This is a genomic window from Flavobacterium sp. (assembly GCF_027531905.1).
Taxonomy (GTDB): domain Bacteria; phylum Bacteroidota; class Bacteroidia; order Flavobacteriales; family Flavobacteriaceae; genus Flavobacterium.
Genome location: NZ_JAPZSU010000067.1, coordinates 17,314 through 43,347, shown reverse-complemented (window position 1 = coordinate 43,347; position 26,034 = coordinate 17,314). Strand labels below are relative to the sequence as shown.

Annotated in this window: 20 protein-coding genes; 5 read left to right on the top strand and 15 right to left on the bottom strand. The window is 34.5% G+C overall.

Features of this window, described 5'->3' with window-relative positions; all coding sequences use genetic code 11:
- The first annotated feature begins 1 nt into the window (after position 1).
- Together O9307_RS14240 and O9307_RS14235 are read left to right on the top strand one after the other, a co-directional pair.
- Positions 2–1,486, top strand: coding sequence for a peptide MFS transporter (locus O9307_RS14240; protein WP_298300541.1), 1,485 nt, complete (start codon positions 2–4; stop codon positions 1,484–1,486).
- A gap of 55 nt (positions 1,487–1,541) precedes the next feature.
- On the top strand, positions 1,542–2,009 hold the full coding sequence (locus O9307_RS14235) for a thioredoxin family protein (protein WP_298300540.1): 468 nt from the start codon (positions 1,542–1,544) through the stop codon (positions 2,007–2,009).
- Between the two features lie 12 nt (positions 2,010–2,021).
- Here O9307_RS14235 and O9307_RS14230 read toward each other — a convergent pair whose 3' ends face one another.
- From O9307_RS14230 to surE, 6 genes are all read right to left on the bottom strand, one after another.
- On the bottom strand, positions 2,022–4,076 hold the full coding sequence (locus tag O9307_RS14230; protein ID WP_298300537.1) for a ComEC/Rec2 family competence protein: 2,055 nt from the start codon (positions 4,074–4,076) through the stop codon (positions 2,022–2,024).
- Between the two features lie 29 nt (positions 4,077–4,105).
- Positions 4,106–5,218, bottom strand: coding sequence for a lipid-A-disaccharide synthase (gene lpxB / locus O9307_RS14225; protein WP_298300534.1), 1,113 nt, complete (start codon positions 5,216–5,218; stop codon positions 4,106–4,108).
- 194 nt (positions 5,219–5,412) lie between these two features.
- A complete protein-coding gene (locus tag O9307_RS14220; protein WP_298300532.1) occupies positions 5,413–7,128 on the bottom strand; it encodes a hypothetical protein in 1,716 nt (571 codons plus the stop codon).
- A 9-nt stretch (positions 7,129–7,137) separates the two neighbouring features.
- Positions 7,138–8,124, bottom strand: a complete 987-nt coding sequence (locus O9307_RS14215; RefSeq protein WP_298300529.1) for an SDR family oxidoreductase — start codon at positions 8,122–8,124, stop codon at positions 7,138–7,140.
- 169 nt (positions 8,125–8,293) lie between these two features.
- Positions 8,294–8,569, bottom strand: a complete 276-nt coding sequence (locus tag O9307_RS14210) for a hypothetical protein (RefSeq protein WP_298300525.1) — start codon at positions 8,567–8,569, stop codon at positions 8,294–8,296.
- Positions 8,562–9,341, bottom strand: a complete 780-nt coding sequence (gene surE / locus O9307_RS14205) for a 5'/3'-nucleotidase SurE (RefSeq protein ID WP_298300522.1) — start codon at positions 9,339–9,341, stop codon at positions 8,562–8,564. The genes O9307_RS14210 and surE overlap by 8 nt, the downstream gene beginning before the upstream one ends.
- Before the next feature lie 182 nt (positions 9,342–9,523).
- On the opposite strand from surE, the gene O9307_RS14200 reads away from it, so the two are divergent.
- Both O9307_RS14200 and O9307_RS14195 read left to right on the top strand, forming a co-directional pair.
- Positions 9,524–11,776: a carboxy terminal-processing peptidase gene (locus O9307_RS14200; RefSeq protein ID WP_298300564.1), complete on the top strand. Its 2,253-nt coding sequence runs from the start codon at positions 9,524–9,526 to the stop codon at positions 11,774–11,776.
- A gap of 78 nt (positions 11,777–11,854) precedes the next feature.
- Positions 11,855–12,667: a DNA/RNA non-specific endonuclease gene (locus tag O9307_RS14195; RefSeq protein WP_298300520.1), complete on the top strand. Its 813-nt coding sequence runs from the start codon at positions 11,855–11,857 to the stop codon at positions 12,665–12,667.
- A 1-nt stretch (position 12,668) separates the two neighbouring features.
- Here the strand turns inward: O9307_RS14195 and rodA are convergent, their stop codons facing one another.
- The 6 genes from rodA to purH form a co-directional block, all read right to left on the bottom strand.
- Positions 12,669–13,904: a rod shape-determining protein RodA gene (gene rodA, locus O9307_RS14190; RefSeq protein ID WP_064715546.1), complete on the bottom strand. Its 1,236-nt coding sequence runs from the start codon at positions 13,902–13,904 to the stop codon at positions 12,669–12,671.
- A gap of 15 nt (positions 13,905–13,919) precedes the next feature.
- Complete coding sequence (gene mrdA / locus O9307_RS14185) at positions 13,920–15,872, bottom strand: penicillin-binding protein 2 (protein WP_298300515.1); 1,953 nt, start codon at positions 15,870–15,872, stop codon at positions 13,920–13,922.
- Positions 15,869–16,375 (bottom strand): rod shape-determining protein MreD, encoded by a 507-nt coding sequence (locus O9307_RS14180; RefSeq protein ID WP_298300513.1) that lies wholly within the window; start codon positions 16,373–16,375, stop codon positions 15,869–15,871. The genes mrdA and O9307_RS14180 overlap by 4 nt, the downstream gene beginning before the upstream one ends.
- Entirely contained in the window at positions 16,368–17,201 is an 834-nt protein-coding gene (mreC, locus tag O9307_RS14175) for a rod shape-determining protein MreC (RefSeq protein WP_298300511.1), read from the bottom strand. Before mreC ends, O9307_RS14180 begins: the two co-directional genes overlap by 8 nt.
- A gap of 63 nt (positions 17,202–17,264) precedes the next feature.
- Complete coding sequence (locus O9307_RS14170) at positions 17,265–18,293, bottom strand: rod shape-determining protein (RefSeq protein WP_064715550.1); 1,029 nt, start codon at positions 18,291–18,293, stop codon at positions 17,265–17,267.
- Positions 18,294–18,337: 44 nt separating this feature from the next.
- Positions 18,338–19,864, bottom strand: coding sequence for a bifunctional phosphoribosylaminoimidazolecarboxamide formyltransferase/IMP cyclohydrolase (gene purH / locus O9307_RS14165; RefSeq protein ID WP_298300506.1), 1,527 nt, complete (start codon positions 19,862–19,864; stop codon positions 18,338–18,340).
- 163 nt (positions 19,865–20,027) lie between these two features.
- Between purH and O9307_RS14160 the strand changes: the two genes are divergently transcribed.
- Entirely contained in the window at positions 20,028–21,275 is a 1,248-nt protein-coding gene (locus O9307_RS14160) for an ABC transporter permease (RefSeq protein WP_298300503.1), read from the top strand.
- 94 nt (positions 21,276–21,369) lie between these two features.
- Here the strand turns inward: O9307_RS14160 and accD are convergent, their stop codons facing one another.
- From accD to O9307_RS14145, 3 genes are all read right to left on the bottom strand, one after another.
- Positions 21,370–22,224, bottom strand: coding sequence for an acetyl-CoA carboxylase, carboxyltransferase subunit beta (gene accD / locus O9307_RS14155; protein WP_298300499.1), 855 nt, complete (start codon positions 22,222–22,224; stop codon positions 21,370–21,372).
- Between the two features lie 111 nt (positions 22,225–22,335).
- Positions 22,336–23,403 (bottom strand): class II fructose-bisphosphate aldolase, encoded by a 1,068-nt coding sequence (gene fbaA, locus O9307_RS14150; RefSeq protein ID WP_298300497.1) that lies wholly within the window; start codon positions 23,401–23,403, stop codon positions 22,336–22,338.
- 64 nt (positions 23,404–23,467) lie between these two features.
- Positions 23,468–26,026, bottom strand: coding sequence for a BamA/TamA family outer membrane protein (locus tag O9307_RS14145; protein WP_298300494.1), 2,559 nt, complete (start codon positions 26,024–26,026; stop codon positions 23,468–23,470).
- Between the last annotated feature and the right edge of the window lie 8 nt (positions 26,027–26,034).

The following is a 26,034-nucleotide window of genomic DNA, read 5'->3' as shown; positions in this document are numbered from 1 at the left end:
AATGGAATCAAATATAACATTAGAACAAATTCAGAATTTTAAAGGGAAATACCCAAAACAATTGTGGTATTTGTTTACAGTTGAGATGTGGGAGCGCTTTTGTTTTTATGGAATGCGTGGAGTTTTAACTTTTTTCATGGTCGATCAGCTTTTGCTTAAAGATGCAGCAGCTAGCTTGCAATACGGTGCTATTCAGGCTTTTGTGTATGCGTTTACCTTTATTGGAGGTGTTTTTGCCGATAAAATTTTAGGATTTAGAAAATCATTATTCTTTGGTGGAATTGTTATGATTTTGGGGAATTTGCTTATTGCTTTGGCTCCTCAACAATTGTTTTATTATGGGTTGGCATTTTCAATTATTGGTACTGGCTTTTTTAAACCTAATATTTCATCCATGGTTGGAGAGCTTTATCATGAAAAAGATAATAGAAGAGATGCTGGATATGGAATGTTTTATGCAGGTATTAATATTGGAGGTTTTTTTGGAGGAATTATATGTATATATCTTGGTAAATATTATTCTTGGCCCTTGTGTTTTCTTTCGGCTGCAATTGTAATGGCTTTTGGATTGATAACTTTTTTATTTACCAAAAAGCATTTGGGGCCTATTGGGGACTCCCCATTGTTACATTTAGCGCCAAGTAAAAGAAAATTTAGAGAAGTTTGTGTTTATTTAATTTCGTTATTAAGCATACCATTTATTTTTATTATGGTTAAGAACACAGATTTCACAGATTATTTTATGTATACAATAGGCATAATTGCAGTAGTTTATTTTGTTTACGAAGTGATTAAGTTAGGGGATCATAAGATGCAAAAAAAGATGATTGCTGCTTTTGTTTTTATTTTCTTTTATTTGGTTTTTAATGCAATTTATGAACAAAGTGGTGGTTCTTTATCCTTGTTCGCAAAAGATAATTTGGATTATGATTTGTTAGGTTTTACCGTTGACCCTAATGCAGTTAATAATAGTTCAAATACATTATTTGTTGTTGTTTTTAGTCCTTTGGTTGGATTGTTGTGGCTTTGGTTAGCCAAAAGAAGGATAGAGCCAAATACTTTGATAAAATTTGGTATTGGTTTTTTATTTTTGTCTGCCTCTTTTTTTATTTTTTATTATACTAAGTTTTTTGCAAATGATAAGGGAATTACTTCATTGAATTTATTTACTCTAGCTTATTTAGTTACTACCCTGGGGGAACTTTGTTTAGGCCCTATTGGAATGTCAATTATCACTAAGTTATCTCCAAAAAGATTGTTTGGAATGATGATGGGCTTGTGGTTTTTGGCAAGCGCATTTGGACAATTGTTTGCTGGAAAATTAGGTGCTGAAATTTCTATGTCTAATACTGGAACTTCACTAATGTCTAAATTACAATCTTTTACAGATGGTTATTTACAATTGGCTATTTATGCCTTAATTGCTGGTGTGGTTTTGATTTTACTTTCGCCATTGGTTAGAAAATTAATGCAAGAAGTAAAGTAGCCAACAATTAAACGTTAGAATTTTATATACATTTGTCAAAAAATCAATAACACATATGAGAAAAATAATTGTATTTCTTTTGTTTACATTTTGTGTAATCGAAGGGCAAGCGCAAGAACTAAAATGGTTTACTAATGTAAATGAAGCCATTAAGGTAGGAAATAAAGAAAATAAACCTCTTTTGTTATTTTTTACAGGAAGTGATTGGTGTGGATGGTGCATTCGTTTGCAAAAAGAGGTATTGAAAACGCCAGAGTTTGCTAAATGGGCCAAAGATAATGTGATTTTAGTAGAGCTTGATTATCCTCGAAAACAATACCAAACTGCCGAGATTAGAAAGCAAAATGAGGAATTGCAACAAGCCTTCGGAGTTCAAGGCTATCCTACGATTCATTTTGCCAAAGGGGTAACAAAAAATGGTAAAACTAATTTTCAAGGCTTAGGAAGCACAGGCTATGTAGCTGGTGGTCCATCCGCTTGGTTGGCTGTAGCCAATGGTTTTTTAGCGCAAAAGAAAAAATAGTTTTTTAGATAATTACTCTTTAATGTAAAAATATCCCTTTTCACGAGTTGAGTGGAAAGGGATTTTTTGTTGATCACAGGTTCGTTCCCATAAGGTTATCAATGATTTGTAATTAGAAGCATCTGCCACGACCATCTTTGGTGTATTGTTTTTTATGACGCGCTCTAAATTTACTTTTGGTGATGCTGTTAGTAGTAAAACATCTGTTGCTTTATTTGGAAAATATACGCTGCTACTGTCTAAAATAAGAATGTGATTTCCGTTAAAATAAGCCAAGTTTTTTAAAGGACTTTGTTTTGTAATCGCACTAAATGTTCCAGTTGCATAATTTTGCAAAACGGTATTCTTCAGAATTTCTGAATTTGGAATAGCATTCGAAATGACTTCTATTTCATTTCCTATTCGTTGGCAAATAATGGTTTTTCTTGAGGCATTCAGTACGACCCACTCCTTACTGCTGCCATAGTCTAGTTTGTTTTTGATTAGAACCAGTTGAAAAATGATTATTGATGAGAAGAAGAAAGTAATTCTAGTAAAAGAGTTTTTCTTCCACCATAAAACAAGCGCAATTAGAAAAAAGTAGGAGGCAATCATTAAGTAAAATGTACTCGGAATATTGGTGAAAATGAAACTTTCAAACGAAGCGACCCAATGAATGATTGAATTCATTAATGAAATACCCCATTCTAAAGGTTTGATACACCAAATGGGTAAGGATGTGAAAGTGGCTATTGTCATCACCATCACTCCAAGAAGCATAATGACACTTACTAGCGGCAGTACTAATAAATTGGTTACAAAAAATAATCCAGGGAATTGATGAAAATAATAGAGACTCATCGGTAAAGTTCCAATTTGAGCAGCAAATGAAACGGTTATTATGTCCCAGAAGAATTTTAAAATTCTGTTTTTTGGTGTCCAATAATTTGACAATACTGGTTGCAACCAAACAATAAAAAACAAAGCCGCATAACTCAATTGAAAGCCTACATCGAATAAGAAATAGGGTTGAAACAATAGTATTAAAAATATTGAAACAACTAGAGTATGATAGATATTGGTGCTTCGTCTCCAATAATGTCCAACGGCAACAAAAGAAAACATTGTAATAGAACGCACAACCGATGGAGCCAATCCTGCCAAAACTCCAAACAAGGCTAAGGTGATTAATGAAAGTAATAATTTAATAAAACGTCCTTTCTTGTTGTTGGGAATGGGATTAAGTAAAAAATTTATGAATAGTACAATGCAACCTATATGAAGCCCAGAAACAGATAAAATATGGACTGCACCTGCATATTGATAGTCTTTCGTAATGTTTGGGTCAACATCTTGTTGTTGTCCCAATAGTAATGCCATCGCTACTGGCAATGCTTTTTTGTCAAAACCACTTTCTTCTAAATGAGTTACAATGGTTGTTCTCAATTTCGAGGTATAGTACCAAATGTCTTTTGATAGCGTTTTATGATAAAAAATAGCTTCTTGATTTACATAGGCTTGAGCGTAAATCTGCTTGTTTTTGAGATAAGCCGAGTAATCAAATTGATTGGGGTTTTTAGGTTTTTCAGTTTTTATCAATTGAATAGAACAGCGTATCTGATTTCCTATTTTCAAAGGCATTATACCAGAATTTCTAGGAATATTTAGAACGATTTTGCCACTTTTATGTTGATGGTTTATACTTTGAATCAAGGCTACATAGCGATAGTTTTGATTGGAATCCCTGAGTTTTTCTCTAATGATGAACTCTATCCAATTTCTTTTTTGAAAGGCTTCAGGATAATTGGTGTAACTATTTTTATGATTACTTTCTGTATGTAGGGCCAGAACAAGGAGTCCAAGTGTGAAGTATGCAAATAGTGAAGAACCTTCAAAATACAGACTGTGGCTATTCTTCTTTTGAACATACCAATAAGCCGCCAGTAAATTCAGTAGCGCAATTACAGCAAATAGAATAGTTAATTCGATGGATAAGGTTGTATAATAAGCTGTAATTAGGCCTATTATAAATCCAATCGTAATTTTAATAAGTGGGAATTGTAACACATTCATTCTACTAAAATACAAATTTTAGTAAGAAATGGTGTTTATTTAAATTATTTTAAATCGGCTACAATTAATTTTGCGGTGGTACTGCTTGCTCCTTTACCGCCTAATTTTTTTTCAAGTAGAGTATAGTTTTCTAGTACAACTTTTCGATGCTCAGGATATAGAATTTTTTGTAATTCTGTTTTAATTCTTTGGGTAGAACAATCGTCTTGAATCAACTCGGTAACTACTTCTTTGTCCATAATCAAGTTGACCAGTGAAATGTATTTTAAGGTAATGATTCTTTTAGCTATCTGATACGAAATCCAATTTCCTTTGTAGCAAACCACTTCAGGTACTTTGAACAATGCCGTTTCAAGTGTTGCTGTTCCAGAAGTAACAAGGGCTGCAGTAGCGTGTTGCAACAAATCATAGGTTTTGTTCGATAAAAATTTAATGTTATCTGAAGTAATGAATTGTTGGTAAAATGAATACTCCTGACTTGGCGCACCAGCGATTACAAATTGATATTCTTTAAAATCATCGGCTACGCTTAGCATAACACTCAGCATTTTGGTGATTTCTTGTTTACGGCTTCCTGGTAATAAAGCAATAATTGGCAAATCGTTCAATTGGTTCTCTTTTCTAAAAGTAGCATCATCCACTAACGGATGTGCTTGTATGGCATCAATAAGCGGGTGACCTACAAAGGAAACAGGAAAATGATGCTTGTCTTCGTAAAAGGTTTTTTCAAACGGAAGAATCACATACATTTTGTCAATATCTCGTTTGATTTCTTTGATTCTACTTTCTTTCCAAGCCCAAATTTGTGGGGAAATATAATAGTGATTTTTAAAACCTAAGGCTTTTGACCACTTGGCAATTCTCAAATTAAAACCAGGATAATCAATAAAAACGATAACATCAGGTTGGAAAGCCAAAATATCCGTTTTGCATATTTTGATGTTGTTGAGAATGGTTTTTAGATTCATTACCACTTCTGCAAATCCCATAAATGCTAAATCGCGGTAGTGTTTTACTAAAGTCCCACCCACTTTTTGCATTAAATCGCCACCCCAAAAACGAATTTCAGCAGTTGAATCTTCTTGATAAATAGATTTCATCAAGTTGGACCCATGCAAATCTCCTGAGGCTTCTCCTGCAATGATGTAGTATTTCATAAATAGATGATTCTAATATTTTTTTATGACCAATCTTTTGATTTTGTTACTTTTTTTAAAGAAACTTTGTCTAATTTCATTAACAATGGAAAAACTGAATAAAGCAACAAGAGGCAAAGGTAATAAAAACACTTTGCCTCTTGTTAGTTATAATGGATTCAAATAGGTATTTTCTGCTATTCAATTTAAAATTTTTAATTTAACGAATACCTAAAAAATAACATAGCGCTAAACCAAGATTTGGCATCACCTCCTAATGCTTCCTTTACTCCAGCACCGGGAATAGTTTGTGCAAAATGCCCATGAAAATACCATTTTCTAGAATGAAAATATTTCCAAGTTAGATTAACTTCTTGACCGTATTCTTTTTGTGGCATGTAGCTTAATGCAGGATTTCCTCCTACATTGTTGTTATTGGCTGCTAGGAAATAGAAATATTGAGGGACTAATTCTACTTTTTTACTAACCCTTAAACTAGCTTGAATTTTATGAGCAATCAAATTGCTGTTTTGCACAATTTTAAAATGATTGGCACCCAAAACCCAATCTTCACCATTTCCGCCAGTCAACAATGGATCCCATCTTTCGAAGGTTTTAGTAGTGGGATCGTCTCCAGAAAAATATGAAAAACGATAGATAAAGGTAGGTGACGCTTTGGCTTTGGCAAAACTCCATCCTATTTCTCCATAGCCAGCAAAAGCAGACATTTTGAAATTAGAATTGGTTTCGTGAGCCAATTCGGTTTTAATTAAAAGCCCAGCATTTCCTTGGGTCAAATTTTTAAAATAACGAATGTTATAGAGATTTAGGCCGTTGCGTCTAAAAACATCACCCGTAGGTGTATAATAACCAAAATCTGATCTAGAAACATTCAAATAGGTAAAGCCCACTTTATGACCTAAGTTAATGCCGTATTCCGTATTGAAACCGTTCATCACTGTTCTTGAATCTATAATGGGTAATTCATCGGGATTGATTTGAAATACTTGCAACATTAAATTGTTGTACTTAATGGTTGCCAATCCTAGATAATCCGCTGCCCACCTTGGATTGAGTTGTAATGCAGCTCTATCTCCACCATTCGAAGCGGTATTTCGAATGATGAAACCGTTACCTATCGTAAATTGTTGCCTTCCAACAGAAAAATTATAACTCAAAAGATTTCCTTTTGAAAAAGATTTGGTGCCAAAAAAACCAACATAAGCATCATCAAAAGCAGTATGTATTCTGGAAACATCCGTAAATAATTCCCTTCCAGCACTTCCGCTCATAATGAAGCTAGCGCCTCCATATAAATAGATATTGCGTTTATTCGACAATGTTGTGATACCGTATATTCCTCCTGAAACCCAGCCTTCAAACCAACCAGTATATCCTTTTCCGGCAGGGCCATCTACAAGTGGATTTCCTTGTAGCATAGCATCATCTCTTCCATACCAAGAGTTATTGTTAGAATACAGCATTTCTGCCAAAGCAAATTTTGTAGTTAGTAAAGATTTATTATCTAAATACAACAAGGGGAAATCTTTTCCTCCAGCTAAAACTCCGCTTTTTGAAGGTTTGTCTTTCAAAGTATCGCTTAGGGTTACTTTCAAGGTTACGTTGATGTCTCCTGTAAGTGATGGCCTAACTTCGTAGTACGCATCAGCTACTTCGGGTAATTGTTTTACCTTGGCGGCATACGCATCCAATAAAATGGTTCTTACGGTAGTTTGCGGATAAACAGGGAAAAGCAGCTCAATTTTTGCATTTAAATTCTTTTGATTTAAATCATCATCCAAAGGATTTTTGAATTCGATAACAACTGACTGAATGTTTTCTCCTTCCAAAAAATTACCACTTTCTTGAGCAAAAGTTACATTTAATCCTATAAAGAGGAATAGGAAAAGAATTCCAATTTTTTTCATCATCTTTTTAGATTAGTAAGCAGTCCATCCTCCGTCAGTTGCGTAAGTTCCTCCAGTCAAATTAGAGGCTTCATCTGATAATAAAAATAAAATCACTGATGCTTGTTCCCAAGAGGTTGACATTCTATGCTTGCTGTCATTTAACATGAGTAAACTTTCTGTCTTAGCACCTCCCATTCCTGTGATGCCTCTTTTTTTTACTTCTTTTACAAATTCGAAGGCTTTATCAGTCATAGGTGTTTTTGTTGCTGCCATATTTACAGAATTCACTCGAATTCCATACGGAGCATAATCAATTGCTGCACTTTTGGTTAATCCATTTACAGCATATTTACTGGCTACATAGGCGGGATTTCCGGCCAGTCCTGTTAATCCTGCAATTGAGCCTACAGTTACTAGCGCGCCTCCTTTTCCTTCTTTAAGTAATTGTTTCAAAACAGAACGCATTGATTTGAAAGTTCCAGTAGCATTTACATCAAAAACAAAATCCCAATATTCATCAGTAGCTGTATCTACTGCAGAAGGTAATAAAGCTTTTTGTTTGTCGTAATCCAAAGGATCACCAGAATGTATTCCATCCATTACACCGGCATTCAATACTGCTCCGTCTAATTTTCCGAATTTTTTAATGGTTTCAGACACCAATCTATTACAGTCCTCAGTACTTCTAATATCTGTTTTTACAAATAATACTTTTCCTCCATTGGCTTCAATAGTTTTGGCAGTCGCATTACCTTCTTTTTCTAACCAATCTGCAATTACCACTGAAGCTCCTTCTTTGGAAGCTCTAATAGCTGTAGCGCGACCAATTCCTCTTGCTGCGCCAGTAATTATGATAACTTTTCCTTTCAGTCGATCTTTAGCAAAATAAGTAGAATCGATGGGTGTAATGTCATTCTTTTTAGGGGCAGATTGAGAATAAACCAAAGAGATTGCAAAAAGGAATGAGAGAACAAATCCTTTTTTTATTAATGATTTAAAAAAAATGGTAGTTTTCATGTTTTTCATGTTTAAGTTGAACAAAATTTATTGCAGCAATAAAATTAAGGCAAATAATTTACATCTCTTTTAATATCAATAGAATAAAGCTGCTTTTTTGGAGTAAAATAAGAATACACTTATTTGTTTTGATGCTATGCCTTCAAAAGGTAACGTTTTTTTTATTTTGTTACCTATACATCAAGGTGATTATCGTTAAAATGATTACGGAAAAAACTACTCCTCTAGCCATCAATTCTTTATTTATTTTTAGTAAAATTCCAAATGCAACCAAATCCAATATAGAGCCAACAGTGATTAGTTTTCCCAAATAGCCTTGTGATTTTAGTATTTGAACGCCTTCTATAAATTCATAATCTGTGAAAAACGTCATAAATAAAAATGAGCCTAGTAACGAAGCTGCTAATCCAATAAGGAAACCATATAATACATCAATTTTATTCATCCCAATTCCATGTGTTGAGTTGTTGAATGCTGTGATGTGCCGTCAAATCAAATTGAACAGGAACTACCGAAATGTAACCATTTTCTAAAGCCCATTCATCGGTGTCTTCTCCTTTGTCTTGGTTGACAAATTCACCACTTAACCAATAATATTCTTTCCCGAAAGGTGTTTTTCTCTTGTCGAATTTCTCTACCCATTGTGCTTTGGCTTGTCGGCAAATTTTAATGCCTTTGATGTTTTGTTCTTCTAGTTTCGGAAAATTGACATTCAAAACAACTCCTGCTGGAAGTCCTTTCTCTAGCGTTTCGAGGGCTATTTTTTTTACAAAAGACAAAATCGGTGTAAAATCAGCATCCCAATTATAATCCAAAAGCGAAAATCCAATGGCAGGAATACCCTCGATTCCAGCTTCAACGGCTGCACTCATGGTGCCTGAATAAATGACATTAATAGAGGAGTTGGATCCGTGATTAATCCCTGAAACACATAAATCTGGTTTTTGCTTCAAGATTTCATTAGTCGCCATTTTTACACAATCTACCGGTGTTCCAGAACAGCTGTATTGGGTAATGGCATCTCCCTCTTTCGAAAGTTTATTCAAATACAAAGTACTGTTGATGGTAATGGCATGTCCCATGGCACTCTGAGGTTTGTCTGGGGCAACAACGATAACATTTCCAATTTGAGTCATTACACTGATTAAGGCTTGGATTCCAGGGGCGGAAATTCCGTCATCATTGGTAATTAATAGGAGTGGCTTTTTGGAAGACATGGTTTTGATTTAAATTTTCACAAATATACTAGGGGTTCGTATTAAAAAGTAGCTAAATCCTTTTTTTTGTTAACTTTTTTCATAAAAATTAAATCCTATAAACATTTTTATATCTTTAACAAAAATTTATAAAGAGCCAATGTTTCTTGGCTTTATCTTTACATAAATTACACATTGGATTGATGAATGCTATTATTACTTTTATGAGAAAAAATTTTAAAATTATACTTGCTACATTATGCTTGTCAGGAGTATTGTTTGCTTTTACCATTAATGGTTCAAAGAAGGACACTGCAGATCCAGAACGAGATAGACTCTTATTGGAGTTGTTGACTTTTGTAATTGAAAAAGGGCATTATGATCCAGCGGTTATGGATGACGAATTTTCAAAAGGGGTTTATAAAGATTATATTCAAGCCTTGGATCCTTCTAAACGCTTTTTCTTGCAATCAGATATCGATGAATTTGCTAAATACGAATTGGATTTAGATGACCAAATCAATAATAAAGAATTAACTTTTTTCGAGTTGACGTATTCTCGCTTGATGGTTCGTATGGAAGAAAGCAAGAAAGTCTACAAAGCATTATTGGCTACTCCGAATAATTTTTCTATTGATGAAAGTTTCGACACAGATTATGAAAAAATGCCTTATGCTAAAAACAATAAAGAATTGATAGAAAGATGGCGTAAACAAATGAAATTGTCTGCCTTATCTTCTATTACGGAGCGTTTGCGTTTGCAAGAAAGTAAGGGGAAAGCAGTTGAAGGTACAGAAACAACTAAAACAGAAGAATTAAGTTCTGATTTAGGAATGGATGCTAATTTAAAAGCAGATAAAAATACTAAAATAAAGACTTTTGCAGAATTAGAAGCAGAAAGTAGAGTGAATATTGGCAAGTCTTTAGACGAATCGTTTGGTTTTATTAAAGAATTGACCAGAGATGATTGGTTTACGGTGTATATCAATTCTATTATGACTCGTTTTGATCCTCATACAAGCTATTTTGCACCAGAAGAAAAAGAACGTTTTGATGTGAGTATGAGTGGGAAACTCGAAGGAATTGGTGCTCGTTTGCAAAAGAAAAATGATTTTACAGAAATTAGTGAATTGATTTCAGGAGGTCCTGCTTGGAGAGGGCGACAACTCGAGGCTGGAGATGTTATTTTGAAAGTAGGTCAAGCTAGTGCAGAACCAGTTGATGTGGTAGGAATGCGCTTAGATGACGTAGTCAAAAAAATAAAAGGGCCAAAAGGTACTATTGTTCGTTTGACGGTTAAAAAGGTTGATGGAACCATTAAAAACATTTCTATTGTTCGTGATATCGTTGAAATTGAAGAAACGTATGCAAAATCCAGTGTGGTGGAGAAAAATGGATTGCGTTATGGAGTGATTTATTTGCCTAAATTCTATATCGATTTTGAAAACCGTGACGGACGTGATGCCGGTAAAGATATTGCTCTTGAGGTAGAACGTTTGAAGCAAGCTAAAGTAAACGGAATTGTGTTAGATGTCAGAGACGATGGAGGAGGTTCTTTGTCTACTGTAGTGGATATTGCTGGACTTTTTATTCAAGAAGGGCCAATTGTTCAAGTGAAATCTGCGGGCAAGAAAAAAGAAGTGCTTTATGATAAGGATCCAAAAATTGAGTGGGATGGACCATTGGTAATTATGGTGAATAGTTTTTCAGCTTCTGCATCAGAAATTCTAGCAGCTGCTATACAAGATTACAAACGCGGAATTATTATTGGTAGCAAGCAAACCTACGGAAAAGGAACAGTTCAAAACGTGATTGATTTGAATCAGTTTGTCCGTAATAGTTCTGTGGGTGATTTAGGAGCTTTAAAAACGACTACTCAAAAATTTTATAGAATAAATGGCGGTTCTACGCAGCGTGAAGGCGTTAGTAGTGATGTGGTAATGCCAGATCGTTATGCTTATTTGAAAATGGGAGAACGCGATGTTGATAATGCAATGCCATGGGACAAAATCGACGCTGCTCCTTTTACACAATGGAAAAAAACTGAAAATTTTGATAAAGCCATTGCTAAAAGTAAAGCTAGAATTGCTGAAAATCCTCAGTTTAAATTAATAGAAGAAAATGCTAAATGGATTGATAGCAAAAGCAATGAAAATACTTATAGTTTGAATATTGATAAATTTAGAACTGCACAAAATAGCGTAGAAGAAATGGCTAAAAAATACAAGCCAATTTTTGAGTATAAAAATCAATTGAAGTTTTCTTCTTTACCTTATGAAATAGAAGAATACAAAAAAGATCCAACATTGAAAGAAAAAAGAGAAAGATGGCACGAGAGTTTGTCAAAAGATATTTATGTTGAAGAAGCTCTTAATGTTTTGGATGATTTGCAACCCAAGACTATCGCAAAATCAATGCCTTCAAAAGCGATGAATAGCAAATTAGTTAAATCTTAAAGACTTAATTTTTTCAGACAACGACTCAAAATAGTTTTATTTTGGGTCGTTTTTGTTTAATCTCTTAAGCATTAGAATATGAGTAAGTATTTAGTTTTATTTCTTTTTATCCCATTTTTTTCTTTTGTGGAAGAACAAAAAGGTACAAGTAATTTTGTTGAATCAAATACTGTTACTACTACATTATTTGCTTTGAATCAATCTAATGGTGCTAAGATAAATCTTCTGCCAAAGTCTACCACTAAAGCAATTGTAGATCATGATTTTTATACTTTATCTTATCATGAAAAGTATGAACAAGCGGAGTGGGTAGCTTATGAATTGAAGAAAGAACAGGTTGTTAATGCCCACTTTAAACGCCCTTTTTTTATTCAAGATAATAGAGTAACTACAAATTCAGCCGATTGGCGTAATTACAAAAAATCTGGCTATGACAAAGGGCACTTATGTCCAGCTGCTGATAGAGAATTTAATAAAAAAGCCTATGAAGCTACTTTTTTAACCTCAAATATTTCGCCTCAGGATCATGAATTCAATAGCGGAATATGGAATCGATTAGAAGAAAAAGTTAGATACTGGGCGGTAAAATATGATGGATTATTTATTGTTACAGCAGGGGTTTTAGCACCTAATTTAAAAACTATTGGCAAAGAAAAAGTTGCAGTACCCAATTATTTTTACAAAATAGTTTTGGATGAAAATCAGGGTAAATACCGTTTAATTGCTTTTTTGATTCCAAATAGAGCGAGTACTAAACCTCTGTATGAATATGTGGTATCCGTTGATCAAATTGAAAAATTAACGGGAATAGACTTTTTTCCTCAGCTGCCAGACACTATTGAAAATCAATTAGAAAAAAAAGTTAGCTACAAAGAATGGAGTTTTAATTGATTTACCATTCATTTACTTTGTTCGCATCCATTTTTATAAAAATAAAGAGTAAAATGGTGAATCCCCAGAGTCCTGAACCTCCATAAGAAAAGAAAGGCAACGGAATACCAATTGTAGGGAATACACCAGCTACCATCGCTATGTTTACAAAAAAGTGCAAGAATAGTATGGCCGCCACAGAATAGCCGTAAACTCGACTAAATTTTGTTTTTTGTCTTTCTGCCAAATAAATGATGCGCAATAACAAAATGACAAACAAAGAGATGACAACACTTGCCCCCAAAAAGCCCCATTCTTCTCCAACGGTAGTAAAGATATAATCGGTATGTTGTTCAGGTACGAATCCTCCTTTGGTTTGAGTGCCTTCTAAAAATCCTTTTCCTAGCCAACCTCCAGAGCCAATGGCGATTTCAGATTGATTGGTGTTGTAACCAAATCCTTTGTCGTCTACCGCTTTGCCTAATACGATATTAAAACGATCTCTGTGGTGTTGTTTGAACACATGGTCGAATACAAAACTAACGGAAAAAACAAATCCTGAAATTAAAGCTAAAATCAGAAAGCTTCTGAGGATGTTTCTATCGGCTAAGCGTGATTTAAAATGTATGGCTAACAATACCAAGGCGGCAAATAAAATCACAACATAGGTTTCTAAAACTAAAGTTAATACAAATAGAAGTATGATAGCAAACCCGGTTCCAACATACCATCCTGGCAAACCTTCGCGATACAGGACAATGATAAAGATGCTGTAAACCAATGCGCTACCTGGGTCTGGCTGAGGTAAAATGAGCATTACAGGCAAAAAGACGATCGCTAATGCTTGAATTTGTCTGTTGAATTCTTTAAGATTGATCTGCGGGTCACTCAGATACTTTGCTAAGGCTAGAGCTGTTGCAGCTTTTGCAAATTCTGAGGGTTGTAGGGTAAAACTACCAATGGCATACCAGCATCTTTGACCTGCAATCGTTTTACCAAACGCAAATAAACCAAGTAATGATATTAGTGAAACTGCAAAAATAATAGACGCATATTTTTCATAGAACTTGCCATCTACATAAAGCACTGTAAAGATTAAAGGAATAGCAAATAGTATAAATATCAATTGTTTGTCTGAGGTGCCTTCTTCAGAGGATAGAGAAGAAGAGTAAATGTTTAGCCATCCTAAAACAACAAGTGCTATGTAAATTAGTACACAAATCCAGTCAATATTGCTAGTTATACTTTGGTTTTTCATTTTAGTACAAATGATTTAGTTTTTCTTGGTGCTGTCCATTTTTACTTCAGTCGTAAGTTTTGGATTTTGTTTCTTTAATTTGAGTTGTGCAATAGAATCTTTAATTCGTAACTCTCTTTTTACATCCTCATTCAATCCGCCTAATTTTGCATATTGACCTTGCAAACTTGTATTGAGTATTCTAGTTTCAAGATCTGTTCTTGTGATTTTTTTCTTTAAATACTTTTCAATCATCAAACTAGCTATTGGTCCCGCAATAGTAGAACCAAATCCACCGTTTTCAATCATTATGGCGATGGCAATTTTAGGATTGTCTTTTGGGGCAAAAGCCACAAAAATCGAGTGGTCTTTTAACTGCGTTCTAACCCCATTAATTTTGGCAAAATTCTCGGCAGTTCCTGTTTTTCCACAAATGTCAATGCCTTCTACTCTCAAACCAGCTGCTGTACCCATATTATAAACATCAAAAAGTCCACTAATAATGGGTTTGAAATGACTTTTATCTATGGTAGTTACGTGCTTAGTAGTGAATTTTTTATCAATAGTAGTTCCTGCAATTTTTTTGATGATGTGAGGGGTGTAATAATAGCCTTCATTAGCAACAGTTGCCATCATATTAGCCAATTGAATCGGGGTCATTAAGACTTCTCCTTGTCCAATAGCGTTTGAAACAATAGCGGTACTTCTCCAGCCCCCGTTTGGATACATTTTTTTATAGGTAGCTGAAGTAGGGATTTTTCCTCTACGTCCTGTTGGTAAATCATATCCCATAAATTGACCTAGACCAAAACTTTTTACGTGGTCACTCCATACGTCAACAGCATAACCTGGTTTAGCATACTTATTAATAGTTCTCATGTAAGCTGTTCCAAAATACGCATTACAAGATTCATAGATTCCACGATGTAATTGCAACAGACCTCCGCGACAATGACAACGCATAAAGCGGCCTCTAGCATAACTGAATCCGTGATGACATGCTACGGTTGTGTTTTCGTCGATTACCTGTTCCTGAAGGGCTACAAGTCCAGTCATGATTTTGAAAGGAGAACCTGGGGGATATTCAGCCAAAAGTCCTCGGTCATAAAGCGGTTTTGCAATAGAATCACGATACAATTTGGTGTAGTTTTTTGAACGTTGTCTTCCTACTAGAATACCAGGATCATAAGAAGGTGCTGTTATTAAAGCCAGAATTTCACCAGTCTTTGGTTCAATAGCAACAATTCCACCTCTTTTATTGACCATCAATTCTTCGCCATACTTTTGAATTTCTGCATCTATTGTTAGAGTAATGTCTTTTCCAGGAACCGCTATTGTATCGTAACGCCCGTCTTTGTATGGGCCAATTTCACGGTTGTATTTGTCCTTCTGTGTATAGGTTACTCCTTTAATTCCTCGTAGAATTTCTTCATAGCTTTCTTCTACTCCTTGTTTACCAATCAAATCTCCACTTTTATAGTATGGGTTCTTTTTGATGATGTTATCATTTACTTGGGTGATAAATCCAAAAATATTGGCGCCAAAATTGGCTTGGTAATCTCTTAAGGACCTTTTTTGAAAATAGAACCCTTCAAAATTTCTTATTTTTTCCTGAAAAGCAGCGAATTCAACCTTGTTCAATTGTGATAAAAATACGGAAGGAAGTCTTGGGCTGTACACTTTAGCCTTTTCAATATTTTTAATAAAATCTTCTTTTTTTATATTTAAAAGTTGACAGAATTCTAAGGTATCTAAATTTTTAATTTCTCTTGGAATTACCATGATATCATAGGAAGCCTGATTGGCAACCAATAGTTTTCCAAATCGGTCATAAATATAACCACGCTCAGGATAATCGTATTTTATCTTTATAGCATTGTTTTCGGACTTTAATTTAAAAGTGTCGTCAATGATTTGAAGGTAAAATATTCGAATTACAAGCAGTGCAGCGCCAATAATAATTAAAGCAGGCAACAAGACTTTTCTCATCGTTTATTTGGCTTAATAAGGTATATGATGGTGATAGATAAAAGTAAAGTAAAAACAGTGCTTAGCAAGGTTCTTAATGCTACATCAAGGATAAAACTAAATTCAAAAGCTTCTAGTGTAAATAGAATGATATGATGTAAAAGAATGGATATGAGCAAAAATGAGAACCGTTCCGGGGTCAGTACATCGTTTAGTTTTACCGTTTGGTATTCATAACTAAGACCAAAAGAGAATTTAAAAATATAAGGTCTATAGTAAGCCAAAATTAAACATGCTGTAGCGTGTACTCCACCCGAATTTGTAAACATATCCATAATCAAACCGAGCATAAAACTTGAGACAAGCAAAGTTGATTTATTACCGTTTACAGGATACAATATAATATACAAAATATAAGGAAAGGGACTAATATAGCCATAGAAATTCATATTATTAAAAACAACGATTTGTATTGCTAATAATGCTATAAAACGGAAAAAATTTACAATCAATGTACTATTCATCCTTCTTTCTTTGGTTTTCTAATTTTGTAATTTCTTCTTTTCCTTTGCTTTTAAGAATATAAACATGACCCAAATTCGTCATGTCGTTAAATAGTTTGACTTCGAGAGTATAAAAATTAGTTTGATTATCCTTATCACGAAAAACTCTATGAATTGTACCAATATTAATGTTTTCTGGGAAAATGACAGATTGGCCTCCTGTAACAACTGTATCACCCTTATGAATGGTAGCTAGTCTAGGCACATCGACCAATTGAACGAAACCGGTACTTTTTCCATCCCAAATCAATGATCCAAAATGATTGGATTTTTTTATTTTGGCATTAATTCTAGACTTTTTATTCAAAATACTAACTACAGTTGAGTAGTTTTCTGAAGTGTCATCCGTAATTCCTACGATTCCAAGACTATTGATTACAGCCATATCAGGTTTAATACCTTGTTTGGCACCTGCGTCAAGGGTAAGATAGTTTTCGTAAACGCTATAAGAGTTCTTGATTACCTTGGCAACTACAATATCCGAGGGTTTTACTCCTTTGATAGTGTCGAGTTTTGACATAAAAGCGGAGTCTTTAACCTGAAAGAGTAGGCTTCTCAACATCGCGTTTTCTAGCGCTAAGTCTTCGTTTTCTTTTCTTAAGTTTAAGTATTCTTTGGTTTCATTTATTTCTTTATAAATGCTGCCACTTACTACATTAGCGGAGCTTATGACTTTGCTTCTGTGAAAGGAATGAAACTGAATAGTGAGTGTTAATGATATCCCCAAAAGCAGCAAAAACAGTATTCTATAACTGTTTCTAGTAATAAAATTAAATATTTGCTGCATTTTGTAATGGAATAATTAAGTGATAATTGCGGATGGGTTATATAAGTTGATTTTTGAAAATGCTTATTTAATCAAGATACTTTTAAATTTAGTAATATTTTTTAAGGCCATACCAGTTCCTCGTACAACAGCTCGCAATGGATCTTCCGCAATGTAAACTGGTAAATCTGTTTTTTGAGAAATTCGTTTGTCAAGTCCTCTCAACATAGAACCTCCGCCAGCTAGATAAATCCCTGTATTGTAAATATCGGCTGCTAATTCTGGAGGTGTTTGCGAAAGAGTTTCCATCACAGCATCCTCGATTCTTTGTATTGATTTGTCTAATGCCTTAGCAATTTCACGGTAAGAAACCTCTACTTGTTTTGGTTTACCAGTTAATAAATCACGCCCTTGAACAGACATATCTTCTGGTGGACTCTCTAAATCTTCTATAGCGGCTCCAATTTGGATTTTTATTTTTTCAGCGGTGCTTTCTCCAACAAAAAGGTTGTGTTGGGTACGCATATAGTAAACAATGTCATTCGTGAATACATCCCCTGCAATTTTTACAGATTTGTCACAAACAATTCCGCCCAAAGCAATTACAGCAATTTCTGTAGTACCTCCTCCAATATCTACAATCATGTTTCCTTTTGGTTGCATAATGTCGATACCTATACCAATTGCGGCTGCCATTGGTTCATGAATTAAGTATACTTCTTTGCCGTTTACTCGTTCGCAAGATTCTTTTACGGCACGCATTTCAACTTCGGTAATCCCTGATGGAATGCAGATAACCATACGCAATGCTGGAGTAAACATTTTTTTATTTAGCGCAGGGATACTTTTGATGAACATACTGATCATTTTTTCAGAGGCATCAAAATCCGCAATTACACCATCTTTTAATGGTCTAATTGTTTTTATGTTTTCATGCGTTTTTCCTTGCATCATATTGGCTTCTTTGCCAACGGCAATGATTTTGCCTGATACTCTATCTCTAGCGACAATAGAAGGACTGTCAATAACTACTTTATCATTGTGAATGATTAAAGTGTTTGCGGTACCAAGGTCTATCGCGATATCCTCAGTCATGAAATCAAAAAATCCCATAGGTTTTTATGTATTGTAAAAATTATTAAACAAAGTTAAACAAATTAATGTTTAAAATGACGTGTTCCTGTAAATACCATTGCCAAATTGTTTTCGTTGCAATAGTTGATACTTAACTCATCTTTAATGGATCCTCCAGGCTGAATAACAGCGGTAATTCCTGCTTTTTTGGCTAATTCTACACAGTCAGGAAAAGGAAAGAAGGCATCGCTTGCCATAGAAGCACCTTCTAAACTAAATCCAAATGCTTTTGCTTTGTCTACAGCTTGCATCAAAGCATCAACTCTTGAGGTTTGGCCTGTTCCTGATGCAATAAGCGTACCGTTTTTAGCAAAAACAATCGTATTTGATTTGGTGTTTTTGCACACTTTCGAAGCAAAAATAAGATCTTTAACTTCTTGCTCAGTTGGTGCTGTAGTTGTTACTGTCTTCAAATCTGATGCTTGATCTGTGATATTGTTTCGATCTTGAATCAATAATCCATTTAAGCACGTACGAACTTGTCTCTCTGGTAAGGTTACTTCATTTTGAATTAAAATGATTCTGTTTTTCTTTTCTTGTAAAATTGTCAAAGCTTCTGCGTCATAAGCTGGAGCAATTACAACTTCGCAGAATAATTTGTTGATTTCTGTGGCAGTAGCAACATCTATTTTGGTATTGGATATAAGAACGCCACCAAAAGCAGAGGTTGGATCGCAAGCTAATGCAGCGTTGTATGCTTCGCTAATAGTGGTTCTAGTGGCTAGTCCACAAGCGTTATTGTGTTTCAAAATGGCAAAGGTAGGGCCATCAGTTTTGAATTCATTGATTAAGTTTACGGCAGCATCAACATCTAGTAAATTATTGTAAGACAATTCTTTTCCGTGAACTTTATCGAACATTGCTTCAAAATCTCCGAAGAAAAACCCTTTTTGATGTGGATTTTCGCCATAACGAAGGACTTGACCGTTAGCGATACTTTCTTTATAAATTGTTTCGTCGGTATTGAAGTAGTTGAAAATAGCTCCGTCATAATGCGAAGAAACGTGAAATGCTTTGGTAGCCAAAAGTTTTCTATCTTCTAAAGTAGTGTTTCCATTTTGATTGGTAATCATCTCTAAAAATAAACCATACTGATCCATTGATGAAACGATCACGGTATCTTTAAAATTTTTGGCACCAGCGCGAATTAATGAAATACCACCAATGTCAATTTTTTCTATAATATCGGCTTCACTTGCGCCAGAAGCAACCGTTTTTTCAAAAGGATACAAATCAACAATTACTAAATCGATTTGAGGGATTTCAAATTCCATCATTTGTTGCACATCGCATTCGTTGTCTTGACGATTTAAAATGCCACCAAATACTTTTGGGTGCAAGGTTTTTACTCTGCCTCCAAGAATTGAAGGATAAGAGGTTACGTCTTCTACAGGGATTACAGGGATGCCTAAGTTTTTAATGAATTCTTCGGTTCCTCCAGTAGAATAAAAAACAACGTTTTGTTCGTGTAATTTTCTAACAATTGGCTCTAATCCGTCTTTGGAAAACACTGAAATTAAGGCTGATTGTATTTTTTTAGTAGTGCTCATGTGTAGTAGTTTTTTTGAAAGTGCAAAAATAGTTAATTTTTATAAATAAATTCACAGGAAATGCTGTAACATTTTTATTTAAATTCGTACTTATGGAAGTACTATATTTATTAGGTTTTTGAATAAAATTTAATGAATTTTACCTAACACAATTTTTAAGTCTATGCTAGTTTATCTTCGATTGTTGAAAGAGAGTTTTAGTTTTGCAATGAATGCATTGTTGGCTAATAAATTAAGGACTTTACTTTCCTTATTAGGGGTTACCATTGGTATTTTTTCAATAATCGCAGTTTTGGCAGCGGTCGATTCTTTGGATAGAAAAATATCCAAGGATTTGAGTAGTTTAGATAAAAACACCATTTATCTGATGAAGTTTTCTTTTGGTCCTTCAGAAATTCCGCAGTGGAAAAGAGAACAGTTTCCGAATGTAAAATATGATGAATACATTTATATGAAAGGGGCAATGACCCATACAGACCAAATGGGGTATCAGATTTTTACCAAAAGAGAATCCATAAAACATGAATCAAAAACGGTTAGTGACGTCAATATTGTGCCGGTTTCTCATGAGTTTATTGATATTCAAGGGTTAGAATTTGAAAAAGGCCGTTTTTATAACGAGTCTGAGGCCAATTCTGGTGCTTCGGTGATTGTTTTGGGCGATGAAATCGCTTCGTCATTATTCGAAGGTAGTGATCCAATTGGCAAAACGGTGCGCCTGTATGGGAAACGTTTTACAGTGATTGGCGTGCTAAAGAAGAAAGGCTCGGGTATTTTTGATGAAGACGATACGTCTGCTTTTATTCCAGTGAATTTTGTACGTCAATTATTTGGAGATAATAATGATGGATTGACGAATGTAATCATATTCAAGCCCGAAAAAGGGGTAGATATGGAGGCTTATAAAGGTGAAATTACGCAAAAACTCAGAGCTTTTCGCGGTTTAAAAGCAGGTGAAATTGATAACTTTTTCATTAATGTTTTTTCAGGATTTACTGATTTTATCGATGGAATCATTGGGCAAATGAATGTGGTTGGCTGGATAATTAGTGGTTTTTCTTTGTTGGTTGGTGGTTTTGGAATTGCGAATATTATGTTTGTTTCGGTAAAAGAACGAACCAATTTAATCGGCATTCAAAAATCTTTAGGAGCCAAAAATCGATTTATTTTGTTTCAGTTTTTGTTTGAGGCGGTTATTCTTTCTTTAATTGGTGGATTAATTGGATTATTCTTTGTTTGGGTTATAGCAATTGTGTTGACCAATGCGTTGGATTTCGAATTTGTATTAGGTTTTGGTAATATTCTTCTGGGAACAAGTTTGGCAGCTTTTATTGGTTTGCTTTCGGGTATTTTACCTGCTATTTCTGCTGCTAATTTAGATCCTGTTGAGGCAATTCGAACAGGGATGTAGTATGGTTTGTCAAAGAGTGACTAAATGTTTTAGTTTATTGAATAAAAAAAATCCCAAGAATTCCTTGGGATTTTGTATTTAAAAGTAAAAAGACTTATCGAATATCGTTGTTTTGAATCAAATCAATATACAAGTTGATTTTGTCTTTCAATTCTTTTCTTGGGGTAATGAAATCTAAGAAACCATGTTCCAAAAGAAATTCTGCAGTTTGGAAACCTTCTGGTAAATCTTTACCAGTAGTGTCTCTAACTACACGAGGTCCTGCAAATCCAATTAATGCTCCTGGTTCAGAGATATTAATATCGCCTAACATGGCGTAAGAAGCGGTGGTTCCTCCGGTGGTTGGATCTGTACATAAAGAGATGTATGGTAATCCTGCTTCTGCCAATTGTGCTAATTTTACCGATGTTTTGGCCAATTGCATTAAGGAATAGGCAGCTTCCATCATACGAGCACCTCCTGATTTGGAAATCATTACAAAAGGTAATTTGTTTTGGATGGCATAGTCAATCCCTCTAGCAATTTTTTCTCCTACCACAGCCCCCATAGATCCTCCGATGAAAGCAAAATCCATTGCGCAAATTACTAACTCTTTTCCTTTAGATTTTCCAACGCCAGTTCTAACAGCATCTTTGAGTTGTGTTTTGTCCATCACATCTTTTAGACGGTCTGAATATTTTTTGGTGTCTACGAAATGTAAAGTGTCTTTCGAGCTCATGTTTTTATCTAATTCAACAAATTCATTGTTGTCGAATAAAATTTCAAAATAGGTTGCACTACCAATTCGAACATGAAAATCATCTTCTGGGCTAACATATAAGTTACGTGCTAATTCGTCAGCATCTATAATTTTCCCTGTAGGTGATTTGTACCAAAGCCCTTTTGGGATGTCCATTTTGTCTTCGGTAGCGGTAGTAATTCCTTTTTCTTTTCTTTTAAACCAAGCCATTTATTTAGTATTCAGTGTTCAGTAATCAAGTATTCTGTTTATTAATCAATAAAGTGTTCAATTATCAGTTTTTGATAACTGAACACTTAAAATTAAAAGTGAATCACTTTTTTATAGTGTATTTACATTGTTTAAGTCAGCAAATGCTTGTTCTAATCTAGCATTAAAAGTCACTTCGCTTTCTCTTAACCATTTTCTTGGGTCATAGTATTTTTTGTTTGGAGCATCAGCACCTTCTGGGTTACCAATTTGAGTTTTCAAATACTCTAAATTGTTAACCATATAGTCACGAATTCCTTCTGTGAAAGCAAATTGCAAATCAGTATCGATATTCATTTTAACTACACCATATCCGATAGCTTCTCTAATTTCTTCTAAAGTAGATCCAGAACCTCCGTGGAATACAAAATCAACTGGGTTATGTCCTGTGTTGAATTTGTCTTGAACATAGTCTTGAGAGTTTTTCAAGATTTTTGGAGTCAATTTCACGTTTCCTGGTTTGTAAACACCGTGAACGTTTCCAAAAGAAGCAGCAATAGTAAAACGTGGGCTTACTTTTGATAATTCTTCGTAAGCGTATGATACTTCAGAAGGTTGAGTGTATAATTTTGAACTATCAACATCAGAATTGTCAACACCATCTTCTTCACCACCTGTAATACCTAACTCGATTTCAAGCGTCATTCCCATTTTGCTCATACGAGCTAAATAACCTTTACAGATTTCGATGTTTTCTTCGATTGGCTCTTCAGACAAGTCAATCATGTGTGAAGAAAATAATGGTTTTCCTGTAGTTGCAAAATGCGCTTCAGAAGCATCTAACAAACCATCAATCCAAGGCAATAATTTTTTTGCACAGTGGTCAGTATGTAAAATTACAGTTGCACCATATGCTTCTGCTAAAGTATGAATATGTTTTGCACCAGCGATTCCACCAGCGATTGCTGCTTTTTCTCCTGCATTTGAAAGTCCTTTTCCTGCGTTGAATTGCGCTCCACCATTAGAGAATTGAATAATAACAGGCGCGTTCAATTTTGCTGCTGTTTCAAGAACTCCATTGATGGTGTTTGAGCCAGTTACATTTACTGCTGGAAGCGCGAAGCCTTTCTCTTTTGCATATTTAAATATCTCTTGTACTTGGTCTCCAGTAGCAACTCCTGGTTTTATGTTGTGTGCCATTTTACTTATTTTTTAAGTTATTTGTTTTTTACTTATCAGTTTGCAAAATTAATCATTTCTAATTTTAGAACGGGTAATTAATTCCAAAATTTAAGACCGATTTTGTGAAATTTATATCTTTAAACCAACGATTTCCAATTGGGTAAGCAGGGTTGTAAGTCTTAAAACCTAAGTCAAATCGAACTACAAAGAAGCTAAGATCATATCGTAGTCCAAATCCTGTTCCAAGAGCAATTTCTTTTAAGTCTTCGAGTCCATTAAATCTGGCGCTTTCTACTTCCATTGCATCAGATACATTCCAAATGTTTCCAGCATCTGCGAAAAAAGCACCTTTCATACTTCCTGCAATTTTGAAACGGTACTCGGCACTTAAAGCAATCTTCATGTTGGCTTCGTTGAAATCAAGAATAGAACCGCTACTTCCTGGCCCTAGACTGTAGGGTTGCCAAGCTCTATTGTCATTGGTCCCTCCCGAAAAATAACTTCTCGAGAAAGGAATGTAATCTGCATTTCCAAAAGGGAGCGCAATGCCGAAGAAACTTCTAAAGGCAACAATGTTTTCTTTCGAAAAATCCCAATGCTTTATATAGTCTAATTCTAATTTTAGATATTCTGAATAGGGCAAATTGAAGATTTCGTATTTGCCTGAGGAGCTTTTTGGTAGGTTGCTGGCTTTGGCGATCAAACTCAATAAAGTTCCCGCTGATTCGATTTTGGTTCTAAATTGGTAAAAGTCATTGTCTTGGTTGTCTTTTTTTGTGGATTGAGTAAAAGTGTAACTTGTTCCAAGGATAAAGTCGTTTTCTGTCAATCGTTGCCTTCTTTCTTCTATGCTCAATACTTCTTTAAATTCTTTATCTTCAAATTTTATAGCAGTATTAAGGTTTAAAACGTCATTAATAAATCCATCTGTTCCGGAGTTAATTATGAGGTTTTTTGTTTCGTAATCTATATAGTCTGTGTTGGTGTTAAAGTCTTTAGCTATTTTATTCAAAGCGTTGTAAGAAGAGCCATAGACATTAAAATAATTGTCTGGATTTAGATTTCGTACAAATTGAACGTTCAATAATTCTACTCGAGCAGTATTATTACGAATTGGGTTCCAGTTATAGGTGAATAAAGCAGTAAAGTTTTCTTTGTCTAATCCGATGTTTCTTTGTTTGTTGAATCCCGATGAAATTTGCGTATACGGAATCATTCGTTTAGGGATGATTTTATCAGTACTGATAGGGAATAAAATACGAGGGAAGTTTAATTTTAAATTGATTCCATATTCAGTTACATTGAAAAAAGCGTCATTCGGGTTAGCAAAATCTTTAGAAGAACCAATATTGCCTCTAAGACCAATTTCCAATGTTTCGGCCCTGTTAAATACATTTCGAATCGTTTCGGTTATACTGGCTCCAATCCCAAAATCTTGGATATTAGAATGGGTTACCTCCAAAGTAGTTCCAAAGCTAAATTTTTTCCTTGGCGAAAGATATATTTTTGCAATAAGGGATTGAGCGGTACTATCTTTTCGGTCTACTTCGTATTGGATACTTGGGTAGCCAAATATTTTCAAATTATTTAAAGAACGATTAGAAAGGACCGTTTTGTAGTCCCCAAAATAAGAACCTTTTGTCAAGAAGACTGCATCTGTTATGGCAGATGGTTTGTATTTTAGCTTTCCATGACTGTACAGATGAAATCCTTTGTATTCTGTGCTATCAGTTACAGTTTCGGGTGGATTTTTTGCTGAAAAGTCGGTGTAAATTTTTACATCACTTATTTTAAAAAGCTTAAAAGGAGCGGTATAAGTTGAGTCGTCTTTTTGATACGAGTAATTTTTAATGATCATTTTTACATTGGCTTTGTTTTTTTTGCCAATGGTATCTATGTCAAAAGTCACATTGTTGGGTTGAAAGTGATAAGCCCCGTTGTTTCTGAAGTAAGTGGTGATTCTGTTTTTTTCTTCTTCAAAATCACTCGTTTTATATTGTTTCCCTGATTGAATATAACTACTTTCTTTAGTCGAATTGTAGAGCGAGTCTAAGGCCGGTGTCGAAATCACTCTGCTGATGGTGTCTAAAATAAAAGGATCTGATAAAGCAATTTTGTATTTAACTTTTGCTTTTTTAAAGCCAACGGTATCAATAGAGTAGGAGGTTTTGGCGTTGAAATAGCCATTATTAAAATAGTAATTGTTTAAACGATTAACTGTTTTTTGGGTCTTAATCGTGTCAATGATTACAGGAGGTTCGCCTACTTTTTTTAGAAATTTATGAATGCCTTTGTAATAAAATGATTCTCCAAGTCGGTCTACTTGTTTTGCAGACAACCACTTGGCTTTTCGTTCGTATTTTCCTGGATTGTTGGTGAATTTGGCTTGATAAGTAGAATCTGGATTTAAATTTGCTGCATTGTATAACGCTAATCGTAGCTTAAAACCGCCAAAAGTTCCGTTCGGATTTTGAGACATTTGATCGAATGCCGATTGATCCTTGATGGGTTTATCATTTACTACTATTTGATTTTTTGTTAGTAAAAATTTGCCCTCAGGAACTCGTTTTACAGCATTACATGCCGAAATAATTATTGCAATTAGAAGAAATGCAACTACTTTTGTGGTATTCTTTTTCAAGTGCTCTA